The 25,182-nt window shown below is 32.8% G+C and carries 25 protein-coding genes; 12 read left to right on the top strand and 13 right to left on the bottom strand.

All coding sequences use genetic code 11. From position 1 onward, the window contains the following. Nucleotides 1–23: 23 nt before the first annotated feature. A complete protein-coding gene (locus AC4FQ3_RS04995; protein ID WP_491181098.1) occupies nt 24–1,088 on the top strand; it encodes a GTP pyrophosphokinase in 1,065 nt (354 codons plus the stop codon). Nucleotides 1,089–1,187: 99 nt separating this feature from the next. On the opposite strand, the gene AC4FQ3_RS04990 is transcribed toward AC4FQ3_RS04995, so the two are convergent. Further along, nucleotides 1,188–1,622 carry a DUF4268 domain-containing protein gene (locus tag AC4FQ3_RS04990; protein WP_491181097.1) on the bottom strand — a complete coding sequence of 145 codons (435 nt, stop codon included), beginning with the start codon at nt 1,620–1,622 and terminating at the stop codon, nt 1,188–1,190. Between the two features lie 91 nt (nt 1,623–1,713). Here AC4FQ3_RS04990 and AC4FQ3_RS04985 point away from each other — a divergent pair, with 91 nt between their 5' ends. Both AC4FQ3_RS04985 and AC4FQ3_RS04980 read left to right on the top strand, forming a co-directional pair. Next, entirely contained in the window at nt 1,714–2,364 is a 651-nt protein-coding gene (locus AC4FQ3_RS04985) for an NUDIX hydrolase (protein ID WP_052483520.1), read from the top strand. Between the two features lie 127 nt (nt 2,365–2,491). Next, nucleotides 2,492–3,301, top strand: a complete 810-nt coding sequence (locus AC4FQ3_RS04980) for a lysophospholipid acyltransferase family protein (RefSeq protein ID WP_042563223.1) — start codon at nt 2,492–2,494, stop codon at nt 3,299–3,301. Nucleotides 3,302–3,426: 125 nt separating this feature from the next. Here AC4FQ3_RS04980 and AC4FQ3_RS04975 read toward each other — a convergent pair whose 3' ends face one another. From AC4FQ3_RS04975 to AC4FQ3_RS04965, 3 genes are all read right to left on the bottom strand, one after another. After that, complete coding sequence (locus AC4FQ3_RS04975; RefSeq protein WP_491181096.1) at nt 3,427–4,059, bottom strand: DUF8845 family protein; 633 nt, start codon at nt 4,057–4,059, stop codon at nt 3,427–3,429. Between the two features lie 9 nt (nt 4,060–4,068). Next, complete coding sequence (locus AC4FQ3_RS04970) at nt 4,069–4,563, bottom strand: RNA polymerase sigma factor (protein ID WP_042563225.1); 495 nt, start codon at nt 4,561–4,563, stop codon at nt 4,069–4,071. 147 nt (nt 4,564–4,710) lie between these two features. Further along, complete coding sequence (locus AC4FQ3_RS04965) at nt 4,711–5,772, bottom strand: DUF3810 domain-containing protein (protein WP_042563226.1); 1,062 nt, start codon at nt 5,770–5,772, stop codon at nt 4,711–4,713. 220 nt (nt 5,773–5,992) lie between these two features. Between AC4FQ3_RS04965 and AC4FQ3_RS04960 the strand changes: the two genes are divergently transcribed. After that, entirely contained in the window at nt 5,993–7,453 is a 1,461-nt protein-coding gene (locus tag AC4FQ3_RS04960; RefSeq protein WP_491181095.1) for an aminoacyl-histidine dipeptidase, read from the top strand. A gap of 249 nt (nt 7,454–7,702) precedes the next feature. Here AC4FQ3_RS04960 and AC4FQ3_RS04955 read toward each other — a convergent pair whose 3' ends face one another. The 4 genes from AC4FQ3_RS04955 to AC4FQ3_RS04940 form a co-directional block, all read right to left on the bottom strand. Further along, nucleotides 7,703–8,041, bottom strand: coding sequence for a DHCW motif cupin fold protein (locus AC4FQ3_RS04955; RefSeq protein WP_042563228.1), 339 nt, complete (start codon nt 8,039–8,041; stop codon nt 7,703–7,705). Between the two features lie 340 nt (nt 8,042–8,381). Continuing rightward, nucleotides 8,382–9,155: a carboxypeptidase-like regulatory domain-containing protein gene (locus AC4FQ3_RS04950; protein WP_042563229.1), complete on the bottom strand. Its 774-nt coding sequence runs from the start codon at nt 9,153–9,155 to the stop codon at nt 8,382–8,384. Nucleotides 9,156–9,403: 248 nt separating this feature from the next. Continuing rightward, entirely contained in the window at nt 9,404–11,332 is a 1,929-nt protein-coding gene (locus tag AC4FQ3_RS04945; RefSeq protein ID WP_042563230.1) for a DEAD/DEAH box helicase, read from the bottom strand. 194 nt (nt 11,333–11,526) lie between these two features. Further along, a complete protein-coding gene (locus AC4FQ3_RS04940; RefSeq protein WP_042563231.1) occupies nt 11,527–12,105 on the bottom strand; it encodes a non-canonical purine NTP diphosphatase in 579 nt (192 codons plus the stop codon). An 80-nt stretch (nt 12,106–12,185) separates the two neighbouring features. On the opposite strand from AC4FQ3_RS04940, the gene AC4FQ3_RS04935 reads away from it, so the two are divergent. The 4 genes from AC4FQ3_RS04935 (at nt 12,186) to AC4FQ3_RS04920 (ending at nt 16,479) form a co-directional block, all read left to right on the top strand. Next, nucleotides 12,186–13,964 (top strand): ABC transporter ATP-binding protein, encoded by a 1,779-nt coding sequence (locus tag AC4FQ3_RS04935; RefSeq protein WP_491181094.1) that lies wholly within the window; start codon nt 12,186–12,188, stop codon nt 13,962–13,964. Between the two features lie 286 nt (nt 13,965–14,250). After that, nucleotides 14,251–15,435, top strand: a complete 1,185-nt coding sequence (locus AC4FQ3_RS04930; RefSeq protein WP_491181093.1) for a glycoside hydrolase family 88 protein — start codon at nt 14,251–14,253, stop codon at nt 15,433–15,435. Nucleotides 15,436–15,445: 10 nt separating this feature from the next. Then, complete coding sequence (locus tag AC4FQ3_RS04925; protein ID WP_491181092.1) at nt 15,446–15,853, top strand: hypothetical protein; 408 nt, start codon at nt 15,446–15,448, stop codon at nt 15,851–15,853. 194 nt (nt 15,854–16,047) lie between these two features. Further along, the gene (locus AC4FQ3_RS04920) at nt 16,048–16,479 is read left to right on the top strand and encodes a hypothetical protein (RefSeq protein ID WP_491181091.1); all 432 of its coding nucleotides are present in this window, start codon (nt 16,048–16,050) and stop codon (nt 16,477–16,479) included. 75 nt (nt 16,480–16,554) lie between these two features. Here AC4FQ3_RS04920 and AC4FQ3_RS04915 read toward each other — a convergent pair whose 3' ends face one another. Both AC4FQ3_RS04915 and AC4FQ3_RS04910 read right to left on the bottom strand, forming a co-directional pair. Next, nucleotides 16,555–18,066: an FMN-binding glutamate synthase family protein gene (locus AC4FQ3_RS04915; RefSeq protein WP_073393395.1), complete on the bottom strand. Its 1,512-nt coding sequence runs from the start codon at nt 18,064–18,066 to the stop codon at nt 16,555–16,557. A gap of 34 nt (nt 18,067–18,100) precedes the next feature. Then, complete coding sequence (locus tag AC4FQ3_RS04910) at nt 18,101–18,889, bottom strand: NYN domain-containing protein (protein ID WP_042564091.1); 789 nt, start codon at nt 18,887–18,889, stop codon at nt 18,101–18,103. Between the two features lie 190 nt (nt 18,890–19,079). Here AC4FQ3_RS04910 and AC4FQ3_RS04905 point away from each other — a divergent pair, with 190 nt between their 5' ends. From AC4FQ3_RS04905 to AC4FQ3_RS04890, 4 genes are all read left to right on the top strand, one after another. Continuing rightward, nucleotides 19,080–19,529, top strand: a complete 450-nt coding sequence (locus tag AC4FQ3_RS04905; protein ID WP_491181386.1) for an RrF2 family transcriptional regulator — start codon at nt 19,080–19,082, stop codon at nt 19,527–19,529. A gap of 25 nt (nt 19,530–19,554) precedes the next feature. After that, the gene (azu, locus tag AC4FQ3_RS04900) at nt 19,555–20,076 is read left to right on the top strand and encodes an azurin (protein ID WP_491181090.1); all 522 of its coding nucleotides are present in this window, start codon (nt 19,555–19,557) and stop codon (nt 20,074–20,076) included. A gap of 116 nt (nt 20,077–20,192) precedes the next feature. Continuing rightward, nucleotides 20,193–20,915 carry an iron-sulfur cluster repair di-iron protein gene (gene ric, locus AC4FQ3_RS04895; protein WP_491181089.1) on the top strand — a complete coding sequence of 241 codons (723 nt, stop codon included), beginning with the start codon at nt 20,193–20,195 and terminating at the stop codon, nt 20,913–20,915. A 157-nt stretch (nt 20,916–21,072) separates the two neighbouring features. Further along, complete coding sequence (locus AC4FQ3_RS04890; RefSeq protein ID WP_491181088.1) at nt 21,073–22,227, top strand: hypothetical protein; 1,155 nt, start codon at nt 21,073–21,075, stop codon at nt 22,225–22,227. Nucleotides 22,228–22,260: 33 nt separating this feature from the next. Here the strand turns inward: AC4FQ3_RS04890 and AC4FQ3_RS04885 are convergent, their stop codons facing one another. Genes AC4FQ3_RS04885 through nirK form a run of 3 tightly spaced genes read right to left on the bottom strand, consistent with a single transcriptional unit; the run spans nt 22,261 to nt 25,112 of the window. Beyond that, nucleotides 22,261–22,866 (bottom strand): SCO family protein, encoded by a 606-nt coding sequence (locus AC4FQ3_RS04885; RefSeq protein ID WP_491181087.1) that lies wholly within the window; start codon nt 22,864–22,866, stop codon nt 22,261–22,263. A gap of 16 nt (nt 22,867–22,882) precedes the next feature. Then, the gene (locus AC4FQ3_RS04880) at nt 22,883–23,653 is read right to left on the bottom strand and encodes a formylglycine-generating enzyme family protein (RefSeq protein ID WP_491181086.1); all 771 of its coding nucleotides are present in this window, start codon (nt 23,651–23,653) and stop codon (nt 22,883–22,885) included. Between the two features lie 10 nt (nt 23,654–23,663). After that, on the bottom strand, nt 23,664–25,112 hold the full coding sequence (gene nirK, locus AC4FQ3_RS04875) for a copper-containing nitrite reductase (protein WP_491181085.1): 1,449 nt from the start codon (nt 25,110–25,112) through the stop codon (nt 23,664–23,666). Nucleotides 25,113–25,182: the final 70 nt, after the last annotated feature.

The raw sequence follows: 25,182 nt of genomic DNA, 5'->3' as shown, positions 1-25,182 counted from the left end.
TTTTTGATAAGAAATAGTTAATTATGGAATTGAAAAAAAAGAAAATAACAGTATCTGAAGCAAAAAACTGGTATATTGAAAAGAAAGAGGTTTTCTATCAGCTTTCTAAAAAAGTTGAATCTATTATTAATGAAATACTTATTGACGATCATATAGCTATTCATGCAATAATAAGTCGAGCCAAAGAAATTGACTCATTTGTAAAAAAAATTGACAATCCAAAATACACTAATTTTCATCAAATAACAGATCTCGCTGGTATACGTATTATTGCATACGTAGAGAGCGATTTAAATAAGATTTCTAAAGTTATAGAGAATTACTTTGAAATAGATCCAGAAAACAGCATGGATAAAACAGAATCTTTAGGTGTAGATAAAGTTGGATATAGATCGATTCATTATGTTGCAAAATTGCCAGAAGATAGAATCAAATTACCCGAATACAAAAAATTTAATGACTTGTTTTTTGAAGTACAAATTAGAACGATTTTGCAACACTCATGGGCAGAAATTGAACATGATAAAAATTACAAATTCTCAGGAGAATTACCCTCTCATCTTAAAAGAAGATTTAAAGTTTTAGCTGGGGTTCTAGAACTTGCAGACCGTGAGTTTAATTCAATTGCATTAGAAATTGATGATTATAGTAGATCTGTAAATGCTAACGCTAAAAAGGGACATTTTGATATTCCTTTAGATTCTACATCTTTAAATTCATATTTACAAGTTAAATTTAGTAATGTGATTGAAAAAGGACTTGTTCCTTCCTATAGCTCATATGAAAAAGGATTGATTAATGAGCTTAAGTTGTTTGGAATAAATACCTTAAAAGATTTAGATAACATAATTCCTGCCGATCTTCCTCAAAAGATGATTGAATATAATGATTTTGAAGATAATAATTTTGTAGGTTTAATACGTTCTGTATTGATGATTTATGACGCAAAAAAATATTTTGATAAGTGTTGGAAAAATGATTGGACAATAATTTCAAAAAGTGGGATGGAAATGATAATTTTTTACAATAAGCACGCTAAAAGCATTTTTCACCATTATAATATATCTACAAATCTAGATAGCTTGTAATTTATATTTTAAAGTAATTTAAGAAGAGGTTACCAAAAAAAAAATGTTGAATTTTTGCATATATTTTTTAAAAAAACTCAGTAACCTCAGAATATTCCTTTAAGATATATCCTTAATAAACTCATCATACTCCAGATAAAACATTTCAAGAGCGTGCATGTTTTCAAAGAAGAAATCGAAAATAGCATCCCAATTATTTCGGTTGCTAAAACCAACACCTTGTTTTTCTACCCAAATTCGGCTAATGATTTTACCGCTTTCGAGCGTATAGTTCTTTTCAAAAACCAGATCTTTTATAAATTCTTCTTCGAGAATATTTTTTAAAGCTTCTATTTTTTCGAAATAAGCAGTTCGTTTTTCATCGCTTCGCTGTTCAATATCAATTAAGACCTGTGCTTTTTTATTATCTACATAAAATTTAAAAGAAAAGTCTTTGATTTTGGTGTCATAAAGTACCCATTTACGTGGATATTTTTCGGCGAAAGCCACCCAAAACTCTCTTTTTAACTTTTGTGATTCTTCTCTACTGTACATTTTTATGGCTTTGATTTGTGAAAACTTGTAGAACCGCGTTTTCTGAACTATATTTATATTTTATTTGAAAGTACAAAAATAAACTTTGAATATGGATTTTCAAGATTTTTTGCAATATGTTCCTAATTTAATTCCAGTTGAACTTCCGGCAGAGGCTGCGCATATAAAAATGGCCCCAAAAGAGCGTACCGAAGCGTTAAAAAATCTTGATTTACAAGCTGTAAATCCCAGAATTGCTGCTGTAATGATGCTTTTGTATCCAAAAAATAAAGAAACCCATTTGGTTTTGATAGTCAGAAATGCTTATGAAGGAGTTCATTCGTCACAAATAGCATTTCCGGGAGGAAAATACGAGACTTTTGATATTAGTTACGAAGCAACTGCGCTGCGGGAAACGCAGGAGGAAGTGGGAATTTTATCTGAAAAGATAGAAATTATAAAGGAATTTTCTCCAATGTATATTCCGCCAAGTAATTTTTTGGTACATCCTTTTTTAGGAATTTCGCATGATGAACTTTCATTTTATCCGGATGTTCGTGAAGTAGCAGATATTATAGAGTTGCCGCTTTCAATTTTTTTAGACGATGAAATAATTATGGAAGCCACATTGTCAACTTCTTACGGATCTAATATTTTAGTTCCCGCATTCAATATTCAAAATCATATCGTTTGGGGGGCAACAGCCATGATTTTAAGCGAACTTAGAGAAGTTTTGAAAACGAGTTTTCAGGAAAGTTTGTAAAAACATAAAATTAACAATTTGATATTCATAAGAATAACAAAATTTTTCCGAAATTGCTTATTGCTATTGCTAAACGAATAATTTTTGTATGTTTGCGAACTAACAAAAAATAACACAATACACTGCTATGGGATTGTTTAAACGAAATCCTTTCGGACATATATTATTTATCAAGAAATGGTTAATCCGTATTTTGGGCGCTATGACACACCGAAGATACAGAGGGTTTAATGATTTGCAGATTGAAGGATCTGAAATTATTAAAACATTACCTGATACAAATGTTTTGTTTATATCCAATCACCAAACTTATTTTGCTGATGTTGTAGCTATGTTTCATGTGTTTAATGCAAGTTTAAGCGGACGTCAGGATACAATTAAGAATATCGGTTATTTGTGGCAGCCTAAAATGAATTTGTATTATGTTGCAGCCAAAGAAACTATGCAGGCCGGATTATTACCAAGAATTTTGGCATATGTTGGCGCTATTACCGTAGAAAGAACCTGGCGGGCTAAAGGTGTCGATGTAACAGAAAAACGTGATGTAAACCCAAATGATACCGAAAACATCAGAATTGCGCTTGAAGACGGCTGGGTAATTACATTTCCGCAAGGAACTACAAAATCTTTTAAACCCGTTAGAAAAGGAACTGCACATATCATCAAACAACATAAACCTATTGTAATTCCTATTGTAATTGATGGTTTCCGTCGTTCATTTGATAAAAAAGGTTTGCGAATGAAAAAGAAAGGAATTTTGCAGTCTTTCATCATCAAAGAACCTCTTGATATTGATTATGAAAATGATACAATCGACGAAATAGTTGAAAAAGTAGAATACGCCATCGAACAGCATCCATCATTTTTAAAAGTTATTCCTGCTGAAGAAATTAAAGCGGAAGAAGAACTTAACAAATTAAGAAGATGGGAATATTAATGATTTTAGATTTCAGAGTTTAGATTGAAAAACTTTTGTTTTAGGTTGGAAAACCGGGACTTAGTAGCTAAGAACCTTAGAGTTTTAAAAAAAAAACCTTTGTCACTCTGTACCTTTGAACCTTTTTAAAAATCTATTTTCTTCAATTCTTTATAATTAGCATATAACCTTCGCAATAGAGTTCCGTACAACAATCTGTAGAAGCACCAGAATATCCCTAAGAAGGCCAGAGTTACAAGAAATAAAATACCAACCGTCATCATCATTGCTTTTCCGTTTGAAGATAATTTATCTCTTAAAAATTCCATTTCGGGATTATATACAAAGGCAATAAAAAAGCTGATGATTGAGCTTAAAACAGCCATTCCTAAATTGTACCAAACGTAGTATTGAACTGTTTTTCTGGTTTTCAAAATGCTGCTCATCAATAATTTGGTAGAACCTGTTGTTGATATTGTTTTGTAATTTTTGTAAAAAAAGTACACAAATATCAGGACTACTATATAATTGAAATAGGTTAAAAGTTCAAGATAAAATATCATTTCTGCATGTTTTATCTTAATCAGCATTTCATCTGTACTAAAAAAGAAGTTTGAAACTGTCCAGAATAATATCTCTAAAATGCTTATTATCAAAATCCACTTCACGATCGAAGAAGATTTTTTATGAATCATTTTGTAGATTTCATTTTCCGAAATTTGTTCAAAAGAATCCGAGTTCTTTTTCCAGTCTTTTTTTAATAAATCCAGTTCTTTCATAAATAATTTTTAAGGATTTAGTATTTTTTTGAGTTTCCCTTTAATTCTGTTCATTTTCACACGTGCATTCACTTCGCTGATTCCGAGAGTTTCGGCTATTTCTTGATAATCTTTGTCTTCTAAATACATAAAAACTAATGCTTTTTCGATGTCATTAAGTTGATAAACTGCTTTGTACATCAATTTAATTTGTTCTTCCTCTTCATAATTGTAATCAACATCTTTTACAAAATGTTGATGGCTTTCATATTCTACTGTCGATACGGTTCGTTTGGTTTTGCGGTATAAAGTAATGGCGGTATTTAAGGCAACGCGGTACGTCCAGGTCGAAAATTTGCTGTCGCCCCTAAATTTTGGATACGCTTTCCAGAGCTGAATTGTTATTTCCTGAAACAAATCTTTATGTGCATCTTCGCCGGCAGTATATAATCTACAAATCTTGTGGATTATATTCTGATTTGCCTGCAATTGCGCAACAAATGATTGTTCTAGGTTTTCGGTCATAATGTATTAGTAGTTATGAAATCATTTTTGTTACAACTAGTTTTTCTTTTTACCACGAATTTCACAAATTTCCCAAATTCTGCATAAATTTGTAATTATAAAGAGAAATAAAAATTCGTGACGATTCGTGTAATTCGTGGCAAACTCTTATAATTTTCTGGTTTTATAATAATTCACCATCAAATCTAAAAATTTACTATAACTGTCCATACCGTCTTTTTGATTGTTTGATTTCAGGAAATTATCATAAAGAAAATAAAAACCTTCATCGAGAAAAGTATTATATTTTTTGTGAAAATCCTCGCTTTCCTTATAGTTTTTTAAAATTCCAATATGTACTGATTTCTTTAACTGATTAAAAACTTTCTCGTTTTTATATTTCCAGATTCCCAGACAATAATGTAATGTAAAACTATATCCTGCATATTGATAGTAAAGATTGTCGTTTTTAAGAGAAGCCAAAACACCAATAAAATTGCATTCATTTTCACTGGCAAAACCAATTTGATGTGCCATTTCGTGAGCTGTCGTTTGAGGAAAGTTGTACATTGGCAGTAAGTCATTAATTTGTGCTTCGTTAGTAAACGGATTTAAATAACCGCCAAACCCCATATATGTCAGAGGTGTGCTGAATAATGATTTCTTAACACTTAAGATGTTATATTTAAAATAAGGATGTTCTTTGGCTAAATTATCATAACCATTTAAGATCATTCGAAATGATTCCTTTTGAGAGTAAGGAAAAACAATTTTTGCATTGTCATTTTTTGTGATGGAAAATTGAATTTCATTCGTCTTAACTATTAGTCTTTTTGTAAAAGCTAAAAATTCAGCATCAGTATATTCTCTTTTGATTTCCATTTTTTCGAAAAGAGGTTCGCGATAATAGTTAAAAGCCCATAGTACATGAAAGAAAAAGTAAAAAACTGAAATTTTGCCTAAAATTTTTAAAAGATGGTCTTTCCAATCTGTTTTCCATGTTTTTCGTATTTTCCAAAACCAGCTTATTATAGACAAAAGCAAAACAGCATAGATGCAATCGCCGACTGAAAACGGAATTTTTCCTAAAAGCGATCTTGAAAAGTGTGAAATTCTAACAAATAAATTGTTGCTGTAAAAGCCTTCAACAAAATCCGGAAAATAGGGAAGGATTTTTAAAAAGATAATTTGAATTAATAGAAATAAGGGTAAAATGTATTTTGATTTCACAATTTAAATTTTGGATACGTAAATATAAATACAATATTGAATGATAAAAAAAAGTTAGCCACGAATTCCACTAATTTTCACTAATTAATTGTTTCCTTTAATTTGTACATTCCGATTTAGAGCTATTTTAATTAGTGCTAATTCGTGAAATTTGTGGCGAAAAAAGTATTTAACTTTGTAACTTTGGAGCTCTTAATTGTTAAACTTCAAACAAAATATAATGAGTCAGGAAATAAGAAATCTGGAACCGAAAGCACTTTGGAATAAATTTGCAGATTTAAACGCCGTTCCGCGTCCGTCTAAGAAAGAAGAACGCGTAATCGAGTTTATGAAAAACTTTGGAAACAGCTTAGGTTTAGAAACTTTTGAAGACGAAATTCGAAATGTAATCATTAGAAAACCTGCCACGCCGGGAATGGAAAATCGCAAAGCAATTGTAATGCAGGGACATCTTGATATGGTGCATCAAAAAAATGCAGATACCGTTTTTGATTTCGATACGCAAGGAATTGACATGTATGTTGATGGTGACTGGGTTCGTGCTAAAGGAACAACTCTGGGAGCTGACAATGGGTTAGGAGTAGCGACAATCATGGCCATTTTAGAGAGTAAAGATATTCCGCATCCTGCAATTGAAGCGTTGTTTACAATTGATGAAGAAACAGGAATGACGGGAGCCTTAAATTTAAAAGGAGGAATTCTTCAAGGACAGATTTTATTGAATTTAGATACAGAAGAAGACGATGAAATTGATATAGGATGCGCTGGAGGAATTGATGTAACGGCTACAAGAACGTATCATGAAGAAGAAGTTCCTGAAGGTTCAGTTGGTCATATTATTACTGTAAAAGGACTTAATGGAGGACATTCAGGAATGGATATTCATAAAGGACTTGGTAACGCCAATAAAATTATGAATCGCTTGTTATTTGATGGTTTTGAAAACTTCGGATTACAAGTTGTTGAAATCAATGGTGGAAGTTTACGAAATGCTATTCCGAGAGAAAGTGTTGCTAAAGTAATTATTTCTGAAATGTTTGATGAGGCCTACACTTTTGATATGCAGGAAATTATCAATGATATTAAAGCTGAATATAAAACGACTGAACCAAATCTTACTATTGAAATCGTAAAATGCGATTTACCAGAAAAAGTAATGGATTTAGGTGTTCAGGAAGGAATCATCAGAGCAATTTATGCCGCTCATAATGGTGTTTACAGAATGAGTGCAGACATGGCTGATTTGGTTGAAACTTCAAATAATATTGCCAGAGTTATTGTAAAAGATGGTGAAATTTTAGTTGGATGTTTAACGCGTTCTTCTGTTGAAAGTTCAAAATTTGATTTGGCAAATTCATTGCGTTCTGCGTTTGAATTGGTAGGTTGCGAAGTAGAACTTTCCGGTTCTTATCCAGGCTGGACACCAAATGTAAATTCTGAAATTTTAGATACTTTGGTAGGAATTTATGAGAAACAAAATGGTGAAAAGCCAAAAGTTGTAGCTTGTCACGCTGGTTTAGAATGCGGAATTTTAGGAACAAATTATCCTGATATGGATATGATTTCTTTTGGACCAACAATTCACGGTGCCCATTCTCCAGATGAAAGAGCAAGTATTTCATCTGCTCAAAAATATTGGAAATTTGTATTAGAAATTCTTTCGAATATACCGGTAAAATAAAGTTTACAGTCGCAGTTTACAGTATTCAGTTTGACTGAACTGTAAACTGTGACTGAATACAAAAATTAGTCTCTTTTAGGAGAATTTTTCTTTTCTCTTTTTTCTTCTTTCTTTTCTTTTGCTGTTTTCAACGGCTCTTTTTTAACCGTTTTTTTAGCGTCTTGACTCTTTGCCATGATATTTAAATTTAGTTATTTCTTTTTTTATGTAAGTAAATATAACTATAATATTCTGATTTTATGTAGAATATTATTTTAAAAAGTCTCCGTCAATTATTAGCAATTCTACGCCTTTTGTTGTTATAGAACGATGCGAACTTGCATCATCAGAAACCACATAAGTCATTCCTTTTGAAAGTTCAAATTTTTCTCCGTTTTCTAATTCGCTTATAAATTCACCTTCCATACAATGTACAATATGCCCTTTTTGACACCAATGATCTGCCATATAATTTTCAGAATAAGTTACTTTTCGAAGGCGTAAACCGCTTAGTTGTAACGTTTGCCAATAAGCTGTTCCGGTTTCTCCCGGATGTTCTGTTTTTTCAATTTGTGTCCAGTCAATAGTTTGAAAAGGTATTGTAATCATGGTTTTTTGTTTTAGTTAATGGATGTTTTTTTGATTTATGCTAAATGTTGTGGGGGAATATTAAAAATTTTATACTGGCTAATTATTTTTTAACGCAGAGAAAGCAAAGGTTTTTCTGCAGAGTTCGCTAAGGTTTAAGTTGTGTTACACAATCAAAGTCCGCAAAGCTTTGTGAACTTTGTGTTTTTTACAAAACTTAGCATATTAAAAAATACTTTGAGTTCTCTGTGGTATTTTTTTTCTCTCTACACAGGTTTTAGGATTGATTAATTGTTTAAACAAAAAATCCTCAGTTACGAATCGTAAATGAGGATTTTGATTTTCTGGTTAAAAGGTAAAATTAATTACGTTTTAGTACTTTATATTGTTCATAACAGGCGCTAATTGCGTCCATAATTTGTAAATCATTTGCAGTTTGAATAAAAGAATCAGAATAGTTGCAGCGCTGCAAAATCTCCGGAATTTCATCTTTACTAACGCCTAAAAGTACAGAAACAGTTTCGCGATCGTATTTTGATTCCAAAAGATTTCTCACCGTATCGTCTTTCTTCATTTCCTTTAATTTCTTGAGCTCTTTTCCATTTTTTCCAAAGAAACCATATAAAACGTCAGCTGGATTAAAAATAGATCCTAATACCTTTCCAAAAGCATTTGGCGAATATTCTCCGGCTTCATAACCTTGTGTAAGACCTGAAATGCTGTAACGATAATTTTCTTTGGTAGGAATTAATTTTGAGTCAACTTCAAGATAACCGGTTAAACTAAAAGGCGCAATGATAACTTCTTCAAGTGCAATCGCTTTTTCAGTAAGCTGAATTCTGGTTACTTTATTTTTTATCCAGTCATTCGTAACTCTAATTCTCAAAGACTGAAAACCTAAAATCGAAAAGTGAATCGTATCATTTGGCTGTACATCAATTTCAAAGTATCCTTTAGCGTCAGATTTTGCTCCACGAACTTTGTTTGTGTTAATGATATTTACGTTAGGAAGAGGTTGTTTACTATTGTCATTGATAATGTATCCTGATACTCTTTGCGGAACATTAGATTCTGTGTCTTGTGCAAAACCAAAAGTTGAGAATAGTGTAAAAAAGAAAACTGCGAAATATTTCATATCCTGATTTAAAGCACTAAAAGTAGTAAATCGGGATTAAATATTTCGCAGTCTTCGAATATAATTATCAGAAAATTAACAAAGCAAGAATTGCTGCTTTTAGTATTTAAGTAAAAAGGAGCAAGGAGATTTAAATTTTGTTTGAATTACAAGACTCGTCAATTCAGAAGGAGATTTTTATATAAAAAAAATCCCAAATTCCAAGTATGTCTGGAATTTGGGATTTTGTATTTTAAGATATTGACTTATTAGTCTCTTCTTGGTCTTCTTGGTTTTGGTGAATCACCAAAGCTGTCAGAACGTCTTGGAGCTCTGTCTGAACCTCCTTCGGTTCTTGGAGTAGAGCTTCTAAAACCACCTTCTCTTTTTGGAGCAGATGAGTTTCTATCACTTCTAAAACCGCCTCCTTCTCTTGGAGCTGAATTTCTGTCGCTTCTAAAACCTCCGCCACCAGAACCTTCACGTCTTGGTCCGAAACTGCCTCCGCCAGAACCTTCACGTCTTGGCCCTCCAGAAGAACGTCCACCGCCAGAGCGTCCGTTATGGTCACGTCTTCCGCCACCATCATTTTTAGAAATTTCAACATTAATACGACGTCCTTCTAATTGTACGTTGTTTAATACTTCCATTACTTTATCAGTGTGCTCAGGATCAGTGTTAAAGAAAGAGAAACCTTCTTTTACATCCACTTTGAAAACGTCATCACGACCTAAATCTAATGTCTCTTTCAGGTAATCCTTAAGAGTCATCCAATCGAAGTTGTCTCTTGAACCGATGTTTACAAAATAACGAACTGCTCCGTTATTATTGAATTCTCTTGGCTCAGAATCAGTTCTTTCGCGTCTTTCTCCAGATTGGGTAGAAATATCTCTGTTCTTTTTGTAATAAGCAATAAAACGGTTAAATTCTACTGAAACCATTTTCTTAATCAATTCTTCTTTAGATAAACCTTCAAGAACATTGTTAATAGCTGGTAAATAGTTGTCAATTTCGTGATCAACTTCAGTATCTTTAATTTTAGTTGCTAAGTGCAATAATTGAATTTCGCAGATCTCAATTCCAGATGGGATTGTTTTTTCTTCGAATTTTTGTTTGATAATTCTTTCAATAGAAGAAATTTTACGCAACTCACTTTTTGTAACAATTACAATAGAAGTTCCTAATTTTCCAGCTCTACCAGTACGTCCAGAACGGTGATTGTATGTTTCAATCTCGTCAGGAAGTTGGTAATTTACTACGTGAGTAATATTATCAACGTCAATACCACGTGCAGCAACGTCAGTAGCAACAAGCATCTGAATTTGTCTTCCACGGAAAGATTTCATTACGCCATCACGTTGCGCCTGAGATAAATCTCCATGCAATGCAGCAGCGCTGTATCCATCTTCAATTAATTTTTCGGCTACGGCCTGAGTATCTCTTTTAGTACGACAGAAAACCACAGAGAAAATGTCCGGGTTAGCATCAGCTAAACGTTTCAAAGCTTCGTAACGATCACGTGCATTTACTAAGTAAAATTCGTGAGAAACTGTTGCAGAACCTGAGTTCTTAGCTCCAACAGTAATTTCAACCGGGTCGCTCATAAATTGTTTTGCAATTCTGGCAACCTCTTGTGGCATAGTTGCAGAGAACAACCATGTACTTTTTTGATCAGGAGTATCAGATAAAATAGAAACGATATCCTCATAAAATCCCATGTTTAACATTTCGTCAGCCTCATCAAGAATACAGTAATCTATATTTTTAATGTTTACTAAACCTCTGTTAATCATGTCTTGCATTCTTCCCGGAGTAGCCACAATAATTTGTGCGCCTCTCTTAATGTCCCTAGCTTGCTCTGTAATACTAGCCCCGCCGTAAACTGCTACCACATTAATACCTTTCTCGTATTTTGCGTAGTTTTTAAGTTCGTTGGTAATCTGTAAACAAAGTTCTCGTGTTGGCGATAAAACTAATGCTTGTGTATTTCTGTTGTCAGCATCAATTTTTTGAATTAGCGGAAAACCGAAAGCTGCCGTTTTCCCTGTCCCTGTCTGAGCCAACGCAACCATATCTGTATCTTTTTCCAATAATAGGGGAATCGCTTTCTCCTGTACTTCTGACGGATTCTCAAATCCTAGATCTAAAATCGCCTTCAGTAACGATTCATTCAATCCTAATTGTTCAAATTTATTCATATATATTTTTAAAATAGGGTGCAAAATTACTGTTAATATTTCACATAAACTAATGCATTTTTAAGAATTATGCATTTGTTATGATTTGATTATCAAAAAGTTATGTTTGTCGCAATATCAATTCGATGTTAGAATGAATAATTTTACGTCTAGTAATATAAATTTTACCCTTTAATATGTTGTATTTAAAACAATTATTTTGTGGAGTTCAGGAAATCAATTAGTTGCTGAGTTGCTTTCGCACGGTGACTGATTTTATTTTTAATATCTGAAGATAATTCAGCAAATGTTTCAGTATAATTTTCAGGCTGAAATATAGGATCGTATCCAAAACCATGATTTCCAGTTTTATCCAGAGTAATTGCCCCTTTTGCAATTCCGGTAAATAAATGCTGTTCTCCTTTTATATTTAGTGCAATAACGGTCTTAAACTGTGCGCTGCGATCTGATTTGCCTTTTAAGGCATCTAAAAGTTTATTCATATTATCGTCAGCATTTTTTTGTTCGCCCGCATATCTTGCTGAATATACACCAGGTTCTCCATTTAGAGTCTTAACTTCCAAACCTGTATCATCTGCAAAACAATCGTAACCATATTTTTCAGTCACATAATTGGCTTTCAAAATCGCATTTCCTTCTATAGTATCAGCTGTTTCAGGAATTTCTTCGTGACAGCCAATTTCTTCGAGGCTTAGTAATTGTATTGATCCGTTTAGGATACTTTGAATTTCCCTGATTTTATTTAAGTTGTTTGATGCGAAAACAAGTTGCATAATTACGAGTTTAGATATGAGTAATTGAAAACACAAATTTAGAATTCTTATATTTGATAGTTGCCAAAAAAAATAAATAAATGCAGATATCCGCGCTCTATAAAAAAATAACACCTTTTGTTAAACCGTATCGAAAAATGGTAATTGCTACTTTACTGCTTACTTTTTTAGGTTCATTTGCGGCACAGGTAAATGCTTTAATATTAAAGTATACAGTTGATTCTATCAGTAAATTGATGGTAGCGCATGAACCTTTGTCCAAAGGATTTCATTTATTAGAGATTATTAGTATTGTATTGCTTACTAAAGAGTTGGTTTATTCGATAGTACAGTTTGGACAGAAGTTTTATGGAGAAAAACTGCGAATTTTTATAACCCGTGATATTTCTCAGTCAATAGTCGAAAAAATTCTGACTTACAGAATGGAGTTTTACACCTCTAATGAAAATGAAAGCGGAAAACTTCAAACCAGAATAGATTTAGGAATCAGCAGTTTGACAAGATTGGTTCAGAATTTTTTTATTGATATCCTGCCCTTATTTGCAAATGCTTTTGTTGCATTGATATTGATGTTTTATGCCAATGTGTATGTTGGTTTAGTAAGCTTGTGTATTATTCCTATTTATTTTTATGTAAGCCAATTGCAAGCCAGTAAATTAAGCGGTTTTAGAAGGAGAATGCGGAATTATCGTGAAACAAAGAATAACGGAATCATAAGTTTAATAGAATCTATAACGGTTATTAAATCTTTTGTTCGTGAACCAATGGAAGCCGATCGTCATAAAAATATTCAATTTGAAATGACCGAAAATCAATTGGCAACCAGAAAAACGAGTTTCATTTTTGAAAGTATAAAAGGTTTTATTGAACAAATTGGAGTTGTGATTATCATTATCCTGACTGCTTATTTTGTTTTGAATAATACGATGACAATTGGTGCAATTATGTTTCATATCATGTTGTTTAACAATGTTTCATCTCCAATTAGACAATTACATCGCATTTACGATGAAGTAAATGATGCTTTGATTTATTCAGAAGGATTTTTTGAAATTTTAGAATCTGACAGGGAAAAAGAAACAAGTGGAGATTATATTCCGGAGAAAATTGTTGGACTTATAGAAGTAAAAAATGTAGATTTTGTTTACCCGAATGGGACCAAAGCGCTTTCAAATATTAATTTTACCATTAAGCCAAATGAAACCAGCGCATTGGTCGGACTTAGCGGTGCGGGCAAAAGTACTATTATCAATTTGTTAGATAAGTTTTATCTGCCTTCATCAGGAAAAATTTATTTAGACGGAGTAGATTTAAATGATTACGATACTGATTTTCTACGTAAAAATATTGGTTTGGTTTTGCAGAAGAATCATATTTTTAAAGGCACAATTGCCGAGAATATTCTTTATGGAAATCCTGATGCTACAAAATCAGAAATTATTGATGCAGCCAAGCAAGCATACATTCACGAACAAGTAATACAATTACCAAAAGGATATGATTCTGATGCACATTTACTTTCAGGCGGGCAACAGCAGCGAATTGCAATTGCCAGATTGTTTTTAAAAAATCCGCCAATTATTTTTCTGGATGAACCCACAGCAAGTTTGGATGCCATTGCAACAGAGCAAATAAAAAAATCTCTGGATGCTATAAAAAAGGACAGAACCGTAATTATTATTTCGCATAGCATTTCTCAAATTATTGATGCTTCGCATATTATTGTATTAGAAAAAGGAGAATGTGTAGAGCAAGGAACACACGATGAATTATATGAGAATAAAGATGTTTATTATCAAATATTTACAGCGATGGCAAATAGTTTAAATATTGATAAAATTACACAGACACTTGAGTAAGAAAAATACGTATGTTCGTATTTTTGTCATCCCGAGGAACGAGGGATCTCCGCAAGAAACTCCTTATTCAAAATCGCCAATCTTTGTCGAGCTGCTTACGGAGATCCCTCGTTCCTCGGGATGACAAGATTGTGGTTTGGTTTTAATGAACTTTTCGATCTCCAAACAAAAATCATTCGTACATTTTAGGTACACAAAAATACAAAGATTCACAAAGGTCAGCTTTATTTTATAAATTTATCTAATCAATTAAAAACAAAACTATCTACCCAAAATTATAACCACAATGTTTACAAAAAAACTCATTTTTATTGCCTTAATGACCTTTTTATCTTTTATGAATATGGCCTATTCACAAAAAAATAATTCGTTTGATATTAAAAAACAACTCGATTATTGTGCAGAACAAGCATCGAAAACATTAACTGTAATTCCAAATGACGGAACCTCGCCAAGAAGTATCCCAACAGGAAGTAAAGAATGGAAATTTGTCGATTATAAAGATTGGACAAGCGGATTCTGGCCCGGAGAATTATGGTATTTGTACGAAGTAACCGGAGATAAAAAATGGGAAAGAGAAGCAGACAAATTCAGTAGATTCTTAACTCCTTTATCTGTTAGCAAAGCAAATGATCACGATCTTGGATTTCAAATTTTTAATAGTTTCGGAAATGGTTATCGATTAACGAAAAACAAGGCATACAAAGACGTTATACTGAAAACAGCCGATACTTTGGCGACACTTTTTAATCCAAAAGTTGGAACAATTCAGTCCTGGCCGCATAATAAATACGGAGGTCACAATACGATTATTGATAATATGATGAATTTAGAATTGCTTTTTTGGGCATCTAAAAACGGAGGAAATAAAAAGCTGTACGACATTGCAGTCAAACATGCCGAAACTACAATGCACAATCATTTTAGGCCTGATTACAGTTCTTATCATGTTTTAATTTATGATTATGAAACAGGTAAAAAAATAAAAGGAAGAACAGCACAGGGTTATAGCGACGATAGCATGTGGGCGAGAGGTCAGGCGTGGGCAATTTATGGTTTTACAATGACTTACAGAGAAACAAAAGACCCTAAATTTCTAGATTTTGCTCATAAAGTAACTCGTGTTTATCTGGATAAATTAACGACTGAGGATTTAATTCCGTATTGGGATTTTAATGCACCCAATATTCCAAACGAGCCAAGAGATGCTTCTGCAGCAGCAATTGTTTCTTCGGCACTTATTGAATTGAGTTCTTATACAAAAGATAAAAACCTGAAAAATGAATATCTTTCAAAATCTAAAAAGATGATTGTTGAACTTTCGGAGCATTATCAAAGTCATGAAGTGAACTCAGCATTCTTATTGCATTCAACCGGACATAAACCTGCCGGAAGCGAAATAGATTGTTCCATTAATTACGCCGATTATTATTATCTTGAGGCACTTTTAAGACTTCAAAAACTAAAATAATTTTAATGTTATGATTAAGAAAATAACCCAATCTTTGTTTGCAATTATTGTAATCTTGACCCTGATAAGCTGTAAAAATACAAAACAGAAGCTTCAGGAATATGTTGCCACTTATAATAGCACCGCTCCCAGTTTTAAAGCAGAAAATGTAACGCTTACTACTGCCAGAGGATATATCAATGACAACAAAATCGAATTGCGTTTTGAAACTAATTTAGAACAAAACGAATCTAATAAAACGGCAACTATAAAACGATTTCCGGATTTATTGAGAGAGATGCTTAATAAAGATCAAATTCCGAAAGAATTAGTAAATGAAGGCGTGCAATTTGATATTTATTTTTTGGCTGATGACAATACCGTGTTTGTAAAAGAAATAGTAAACGCTGAGACTATGTCGGAATTAATAAAAAAATAATCGACTTAGTTAAAAAAATGAAAGCCCTTTAAAATATGTTTAAAGGGCTTTTTTTGTGTCTGATAGGATTTTTAGTTTTGTAATAATTTATTTATATTCAAGTGGTTAGGTTTTTGTTTTTATTAACTTATATTGTTTTTGTCTGTAAAGTTTGTTATGTTTGAGTTAATATTTAACCATAAAACCAAAAAATTATGAAAAAAATTACTCAAATCGTATTTGTCTTTGCCTTTGTATTGTTGTTGATAAGCTGTAAAAACACCAAGCAGAAAATTCAGGAACATGTAAGTAATTATAATACTTCATCTTCTATAAAAGGAGGAAATGTTGTTAGTACTAGTGCTAAAGCATTTTTAAATGACAATAAAATTGAAATAAGAATTGAAACCAATTTAGAAGGAACTGAAATAAACAAACTGGCTTATAAAGACACTTTTCCTGATTTGCTTAAAGAAATGGTTAAAAACGATCAAATTTCTCCATCGTTAATTGAAGAAGGAGTAAAGTTTGATGTGTACTTTTTATCCTACAACAATATAATTCTTGCTCAGCAATTAGTTGATAAAGAAGAATTGGCTGTTTTAGAAAATGGTTCTGTAGCTGGAAAAGAAACAGCAAAGCTTTAATTTGAATGAATATCAAAAACATAATTTGTAAAAAATAAAAAATCCTCTTTGAAATAACAAAGAGGATTTTTTATTTTAATGTTTTCTAACATTGGTTAGGATGTCAGGAAAATAAATATCTGAAAGATGTGTGAATTCGTCTCCACGCATAAAAATATTAGGGCCAACATCCGCAAAAGATGTTTTGCCGGCTGCAGCCAAAAGTTCATTGGCAGCGTGTAAAGTGTTTTTATGAAAATGATACACACGATCTGATTTATCGGTGACAACCAAACCTTTCATTAGCATTTTATTTTGGGTCGCAACTCCGGTTGGACATTCATTATTATGGCAACGAAGCGCCTGAATACAACCTAGTGAAAACATAAATCCGCGCGCACTATTACACATATCAGCACCCAGGGCAACTGCATGTAAAATAGAATAGCCTGAAATGATTTTTCCGCTTCCAATAATTCTTATTTTATCACGAATATTTAATGCGATAAGTGTTTTATTGACAAAAATTAATGCAGGTTCAAACGGCATTCCAACACCATCAGCAAATTCTAAAGGAGCTGCTCCTGTACCACCTTCAGCACCATCAACAGTTATAAAATCAGGATAAATATCTTCGGCAATCATTTCATGACAAAGCGCTTCAAATTCGTTGGTGTTACCAATACACAATTTAAATCCAATTGGTTTTCCGTTTGATAATTTACGTAATTGTGCAATAAAATGAATAAGTCCCTTACCGTCAGAAAAAGCATGGTGACCGGGAGGAGAAAGAATCATCGTATGCGGTTTAACACCTCTGATTTTGGCAATTTGTTCTGTGTTTTTTGCCGCCGGAAGCACACCTCCATGACCTGGTTTTGCGCCTTGCGAAAGTTTAATCTCAATCATTTTTACGTTTGGCAGATTGGCTTTTTCTGAGAATTTTTCAGGACTGAAATTTCCATCATCATCGCGACAGCCAAAATAACCTGTACCAATTTGCCAGGTAATATCACCACCGCCTGCAAGATGAAATTCGGTTAAACCACCTTCTCCTGTATTTTGGTAGAAATTTCCTTTTTTAGCACCAATATTAATGGCACGAACCGCATTTTCGCTTAGCGAACCAAAACTCATGGCCGAAACATTAAATAAAGAAGCAAGATAAGGTTGTTTGCAATCTTTTCCACCAACCAATACACGCGGCAGTTCTTCATTTACTTTTGCCGGAAAAATGGAATGTTTTATTCCTTCGTAACTATCATGATTTAAGTTTAGCTGTGTTCCAAAAGGTGTACTTGAATCTATATTTTTAGCTCTTTGATAAACCAAAGAACGCTGGTTCCTTGAAAACGGTTTTCCGTCTGTAGATCTTTCAATAAAGTATTGTTGAATTTCCGGTGCAATCATTTCGAATAAATATCTGAAATAACCTAAAACCGGAAAGTTTCTTAATATGGCATGTTTTGTTTGAATGGCGTTATAAACACCAACCACTAATAGTATTGGTAAAATTATAACGAGTAAAAAACCGCGCTCGGTATAATAATAAGTTGCTGCAACAATTAGAAACAATAAGAATCCGTAGATAAAGAATTTTTTTCTCATGTTTTTAAAAAATTAAAAGGTAATAAAGTAATAATTAATTGAATCGTAATCTAACATAGACATGTTTGATTCCTTTTTTATCTGATTCTCTTTCATCAATTTCAAGAATATCAGTTAAAGATTTTAGCATTGGCGTAAGCTTAGAAAATCCATAATTTCTTGGGTCAAATTCTGGTTTTTTCTTCACAATTAAATTTCCAACATCTCCCAAAAATGCCCAGCCGTCATCATCTTCAATATCTTCAATTGTAGCTTCTATAAGGTCAATAGTTTGTTTGTCTATTTTGTGTAGTGCTTTTTCGGTAGGTTTTTCAACAGGCTTTTCAACAGGTTTTTTAGCATCTGCGGTAGCTTTAAGTTTTTTCTTTTGGATTGCTCCATCCAAAACCTCAATATAAATAAACCTGTCGCAGGCAACAATAAATGAGTTTGGAGTTTTCTTTTCGCCAATACCAATAACTTTCATGCCTGATTCACGCAAACGGATTGCCAAACGGGTAAAATCGCTATCGCTTGAAACGATGCAAAAACCATCCAGTTTTCCTGAATAAAGTAAATCCATTGCGTCGATAATCAATGCAGAATCTGATGAGTTTTTTCCAACCGTATAACTGTATTGTTGGATAGGAGTAATGGCATGTTCGAGTAAAACGCCTTTCCACCCATTTGAGTTTGGTTTGGTCCAGTCTGCATAAATACGCTTAGTAGTTGGTGTGCCAAATTTAGCGATTTCTTCCATCATACCTTTTACGTTACTGTACGGAACGTTGTCGGCATCAATAAGAACAGCTAGTTTTAAGTCTTTTACGTTATTTAAAGGCATTATTTACAAGTTAGAAAACAAAGGTAAAACTAAAATTGGTTTTTATTTAGACTTCATGATAAATATGTCTTTTGTTACTAATAAATTATTTTGGTTATAAATAAGATATTTTCTATAAAAATTAATTAAAGATAAATTTGTCTTTTAATATAGGTTTGAATATATTTGTATGGAATTTAATCAACTTAATATGTTTTCAAAAGCGTGCGAGTACGGGATTCGGGCTTCTATATTTATCGCAACCAAATCATCAGAAGGTGTTCGGGTTGGAATAAAAGATGTGTCAAAAGAAATTGATTCTCCTGAACCGTTTACGGCCAAAATAATGCAGATTTTAACCAAAAACGGAATCATAGCTTCTGCAAAAGGAGTGGGCGGAGGATTTGAAGTTTCGAAAGAAGCCGTAAAATCAATCAAATTAATTCAGATTGTAGATGCAATTGATGGAAACACTATATATAAAGGTTGCGGAATTGGATTAAAAGAATGTTCAGAAACACATCCTTGTCCGGTTCATAATGAATTTAAAAAAATACGGGAATTGCTTCTTACCATGTTAACCAATACAACATTAGAAGAATTAGCTTCGGGAGTTAATTCGGGCAATTTTCATCTTAAAATATTGAACAAAAACGAATAAAATTTTATAATTTAAATACTTAATAATGAATAAAAAAGTCAAAATTTCGATGCTTGTGTTAATGGGATTTTTAGCCATAACCTCTTGTGGGAAAAAAGAAACTGCACCAACTGAAGAGTCAACAGAAGTAAATGAAACTACAGAAGGAGAAGGGCAGGCGGCAACTGCAGTAAGCAACGTTTTGGTTGTTGAAGGAAACGATCAAATGCAATTTAATACAGGCGAATTAAGAGCAACTGCCGGGAAGCCAATAACTTTAACTTTAAAGCATGTAGGTAAAATACCAAAAGAAGCCATGGGACACAATCTGGTTATTTTACAGGAAGGTACAGATGAGGCTGCTTTTGCCACAAAAGCTATTACAGCAAAAGATACTGATTATATTCCTGCTTCAGAAAAAGCATCAATTATTGCCCACACTAAATTACTTGGTGGAGGAGAAGAAGATACAATAGAATTTACAATTGATAAAAAAGGAACATATAACTTTTTATGTACTTTCCCTGGACATTTTGCCATGATGAAAGGTGTTTTAATTGTAGAATAAACATAAAAAACTCTAATGTTTTATGATGCATTAGAGTTTTTTTATATCTCAATAAAAGATAATTTTATCTTTTATTGAAATTGATTAGAAATCACAAATAACTAAATCTAAAAAAAATGGAAAATTTAAAGAATAAAACAGTAGGGTCATTTGTAGCACAGGATTTTAGAACAGCGGCAGTTTTTACAAAATATCAAATCGATTTTTGTTGTAAAGGAAACAGAACCATAACGGAAGTTTGCGAAAAACAAGATATTGATGCAGATGTATTAATGCAAAACGTTTTTGATGTACTACAGTCTGAAAACGGAAATACAATAGATTTTAATTCCTGGCCATTAGATTTATTGGTCGATTATATTGAAAAAACACACCATCGTTATGTTGAAGATAAAACAACTATTTTGACGCAGTTTCTAGATAAATTATGTAAAGTTCATGGCGGAGGACATCCGGAATTATTTAGAATTAATGAGCTATTTACGGCAGGTGCAGGAGAATTGTCACAACATATGAAAAAGGAAGAATTAATGTTATTTCCTTTTATTAAACGAATGGTAAAAACGAAAGAATCTAATGGAGTTTTAACACAGCCTTCTTTCGGGACAGTTTCAAATCCTATTGCGATGATGATGCAGGAACATGAAAATGAAGGAGATCGTTTTAGTGAAATTGCAAAACTGACTGATAATTATACGCCACCAGCTGATGGATGTACAACTTATAAAGTAACATTTGCTATGTTAAAAGAATTTGAAGAAGATTTGCACAAACACATTCATCTTGAAAATAATATCCTGTTTCCTAAAGCTGTAATTCTGGAAGAGGAATTTGCCTAAAACTAACTAATTTAGAAATTAATGCACCAACTAAATCACAAATTTGACTTATGTTTGGTGCATTTTTATTTGAAAAGAAATGAAAATACATTTTAAACTGAATTCGGAAAAAAGTTGGGTACTTTGTTGTTTTCTCAACTTTCTCATAGCTTCAATTATGGGTTTGCTATTGCGTTTTTCATACCTTTTTCCTTTAAATGTAAATTATATTTATCTGCTTCATGCACATTCACATGTCGCCATGTTAGGTTGGATTTACATGATGATTTATATTTTAATCATTCATTTTTTTGTTCCAAATGATAAAAGAGAGAAACCAATTTACAATCAATTGTTCTGGACGACAGAATGTGCGGTTATCGGAATGATGATTGCTTTTCCTGTTCAGGGTTATGGATTGTTTTCGATTATATTTTCGACAGCACATATTTTATTAAGTTATGTTTTTTGCCGGCTCGTTTGGAAAGATACAGTAGCTGATAAAACCTATAATAAAAGGCTTTTATTGATCTCGATTCTGTTTATGGTTTTTTCCACTTTTGGAGTCTGGTGTCTTGGTCCGGCAATAAGTACATTGGGTAAGCAAAGTGTTTTTTATCAAATTGCAATTCAGTTTTTTCTTCATTTTCAATTTAATGGCTGGTTTTTAATAGCAGTTTTAGCATTGTTTTTACAACAATTTAAGGGTGGAATCAATCTAAAATATTTTAGAATATTCCAAATTTTGCTAATTATTTCAATCCTTTTAACGGTTGCATTTCCTGTTAGTTGGTTTGTTGATATGAAAATATTAAAATGGATAAATGCTTGTGGCGTTTTCCTCCAGCTTTTGGCTTTTGTATATTTCTATAAAATGCTAAAAGCTCAACTAAAGACTTTTAAAGCCAGTTTAAATTCAACAACCAAAATAGTTTATGGGTTGGCTTTTGGTTCTTTATTTCTAAAAATAAGCTTGCAATTATTGGTTTTGTTACCTTGTCTGGCTGAAACTTCTCATCAGGTAAGAAATTTTGTAATTGGATTTATCCACTTAACATCATTGGGTGTAATTACCGGTTTTTTGTTCGGAATATTAATTCAAAATAAAATGCTTTCAAATCAGTCTTATTTACTTTGTTTAGGAATGAAGCTTTTTATTTTGGGATATATTGCTACCGAAGTTTTGTTATTTCTTCAGGGATCATTTTTTTATTTTGACAGAGGAAAACTTCCCGGATATTACGAAAGCATTTTTGCAGCGAGTTTTTTAATTGTATCAGGATTAATTTTGATTGTAACTTCAATTATAAACAAAAAAACAAGAGTTGATTAATTAAAATCTTCTCTTGTTTTTCGACTAATCAACCTATTTAATTTTTTTAGCTTCTTCGTTTATTATGGTTATGGTTTTATCGTTATTTACTCCTAAACCTTCTTGCTGGTATATTAATTCGCCTTTTGGATTAAAAACACTTATAATATTTGAATGCGAAAAATCGATTGGCGAAATTTGCTTATAATTTACCGCAAGTACAGCAGCAAATTCGCGTGTGTTTTCTTCTGTAGAGCGAAGAAAAATCCAGGGATCCTGATTCATTTTATTTTCTATTGCAAAAGCCTTTAATCTTTGCGGAGTATCGGTTTTAGGATCAATACTTACCAATATAAGTTTTACGTTTTTTTTAGTTTGTTTGTCCAGTTTTGTTTCAATAGATCTCATGTCTGCCACTAATCTTGGGCAGGCAGCCTTGCACGATGTGTAAATCATTACCATGACAAGAACATTACCATTTAAACTTTTTAATTCGATATTTTTTCCATCCTGAGTTGTCCATTCAGAGGGTAAATTATAGATTGATAAATCACTAATTTCTTTGCTTTTTGGTATCGGTTGGCTTTCTTTTTTTTCAGAGTCTTTGCAGCTTTGTAAAGTAAAAAGAAGAATAAAGAGCACCAGTATAGTTTTATTCATTTTTAATAATTTAAAATTAAAGTTTCTTTGTATCAGCACATCTGAAACCAAGATTTCGGGTCGAATATTGCGCTTTTAGACTTCCTCTAAAAGCATATCGCATAAATGCAGCATAATCCATTAAATCAGTTGCATTGACAGATGCGCCGCCGCAAAAAAGATTTTTGTCTTCACTTTTATCTTTTCGGGATTCTCCTGATAAAAAAATGCTGTTAAAATCAGCGGTCCATTCCCAAACTAATCCATGCATATCATAAACGCCCCAGTAATTTTTAAATGTTTGCCCAATTGAATTTTCGTAGGTTTTTGATTTTTCATACCAGGACAAAATGTACTTATTGAATTCTGTTTTGGTTCTGGCATCTGTTTTTTTCTCATCAGCCATAGCTACATATTCCCATTCATCCATTGTTGGTAAACGCTTTCCCTGACACTCGCAGTATTTTTTGGCGGCATACCACGAAACATTTGTTACAGGCGATTTAGGATTTACATTTCCAAAATCAAGATCATTTTTCCAGTAAGCTAAATAACTTTCATCGGCAAAAATGCCTTTTATTTTAGATTTGCTAAGGCTTGGATTTTTTTTGATAAAACTTAAAAACTCAGCATTAGTAACAGGATAAACATCTATAAAAAACGATTTTACTTTTACCGGATTTTTCGATGTGGCCCCGTAAAGAGGGACAAATGAACCCTCTTTTACCGGAACCATTTTCGACTCTTGCGCTCTTAAGAATCCAATCTGAACCAAGAATAGAAAAATAATATAAATGTTTTTTGCCATTGTTTCTATTTTAGCGTTGTGCCTTAACCATTTCCGGTGTAACTTCTGTTTTATTATTACCCCAGTTACTATATATATAAGTCATAACATTGGCTATTTCATCATCTGAAAGATTTTGCGCTGGCATCACACTATTAAATTTTTTACCATTTACAGTAATTTCACCGCTTAAACCATGTAAAATTGTTTTGATAGCTCTTTTTGAATCTGCATTAAGATAATCTGATTTTGCAAGAGGAGGGAAAGCCCCCGGAATTCCTTGCCCTTCAGATTGGTGACAGGCAAAACAAGTTGTCCCGAAAATTTCTTTTCCAATTTTTATTTTATCAGCCAAAGTTCTTTTTGGAGTTGTTGTTACTGCGGTTTTAGTTTCAGGCATTTTTTGGATAGTTCCACCTTCCGGCAAATAAATACCTTCCTGAATAGTACCTGAATAAATGTTTTTATTTTCGGCACCTTCAACTTTTAATATTCCCAAAGCACCTTTATTAAAGGCTCTAAAAATAGAGTGGTCAACTAAGATGAAATTTCCCGGAGTTTCTACTTTAAAATCAACAATTGCAGATCCGCCCGCCGGAATTAATGTAGTCTGAACATTTTCATTCATCATTGTACCGCCTTCAACGTGAACATGATCAAAGATTTCTCCAATAACATGAAAAGAAGAAACTAAATTCGGACCACCGTTCCCTACAAATAAACGTACTGTTTCGCCCACTTTTGCGGTAAGTTCATTTCCGTTTGTCATCGATCCTACTTTTCCATTAAAAACAACATAATCAGGAGTTTCTTTAATCGCTTTATTCATATCAAAAGGCTGAAGTCCTTTGGCTCCATATTCACCCTGCGTGTAAAAATCGCCCTGCATTACATAGTATTCCTTATCAACCGGAGGAAGTCCGCCTTCTGGTTCAACCAAAATCAAACCGTACATTCCGTTGGCAATATGCATTCCCACAGGAGCAGTCGCGCAGTGGTAAACGTAAAGCCCCGGATTTATAACCTTAAAACTAAACACCTTTTCATGTCCGGGAGCTACTAAAGATGATGTTGCACCTCCACCAGGGCCAGTAACGGCATGCAAATCGATGTTATGTGGTAATTTATTGTCCGGATGATTTTTTAGATGAAATTCTACTTCATCGCCCACACGCGTTCTGATAAAACTTCCGGGAACAGATCCTCCAAATGTCCAGTACGTATATTTTACACCATCTGTCATTGTGCCTTCCTGTTCCTTAATTTCCATGTTTACCTTCAGTTTCATGGCTGCTCTTTTTCCAATTGGTTTTGGTACCATTGGCGGAGCGGTAAGTTCGGCATCCATTTGTCCTTCTGTTTTAATTGTAGTGTAATCGACTGGTTCTTCACTTTTTTTACATGAAGATAAAATTAGTACACAAAAAAAGGTGTATACAAATAACCTGATAACAATAAGGGCATCATTCTTCTTTTTCATAATAATTGGTTTACTTTAGTTTTAAATCTGAAGTAAAATTAAAAGACCGTTTTGTCTTTTATTATGATAA

The sequence above is a fragment of the Flavobacterium sp. AK-345 genome (genome assembly GCF_058310175.1).
Note: the sequence above shows the minus strand (reverse complement) of the source record. Positions and strands in the feature narration are given on the sequence as shown.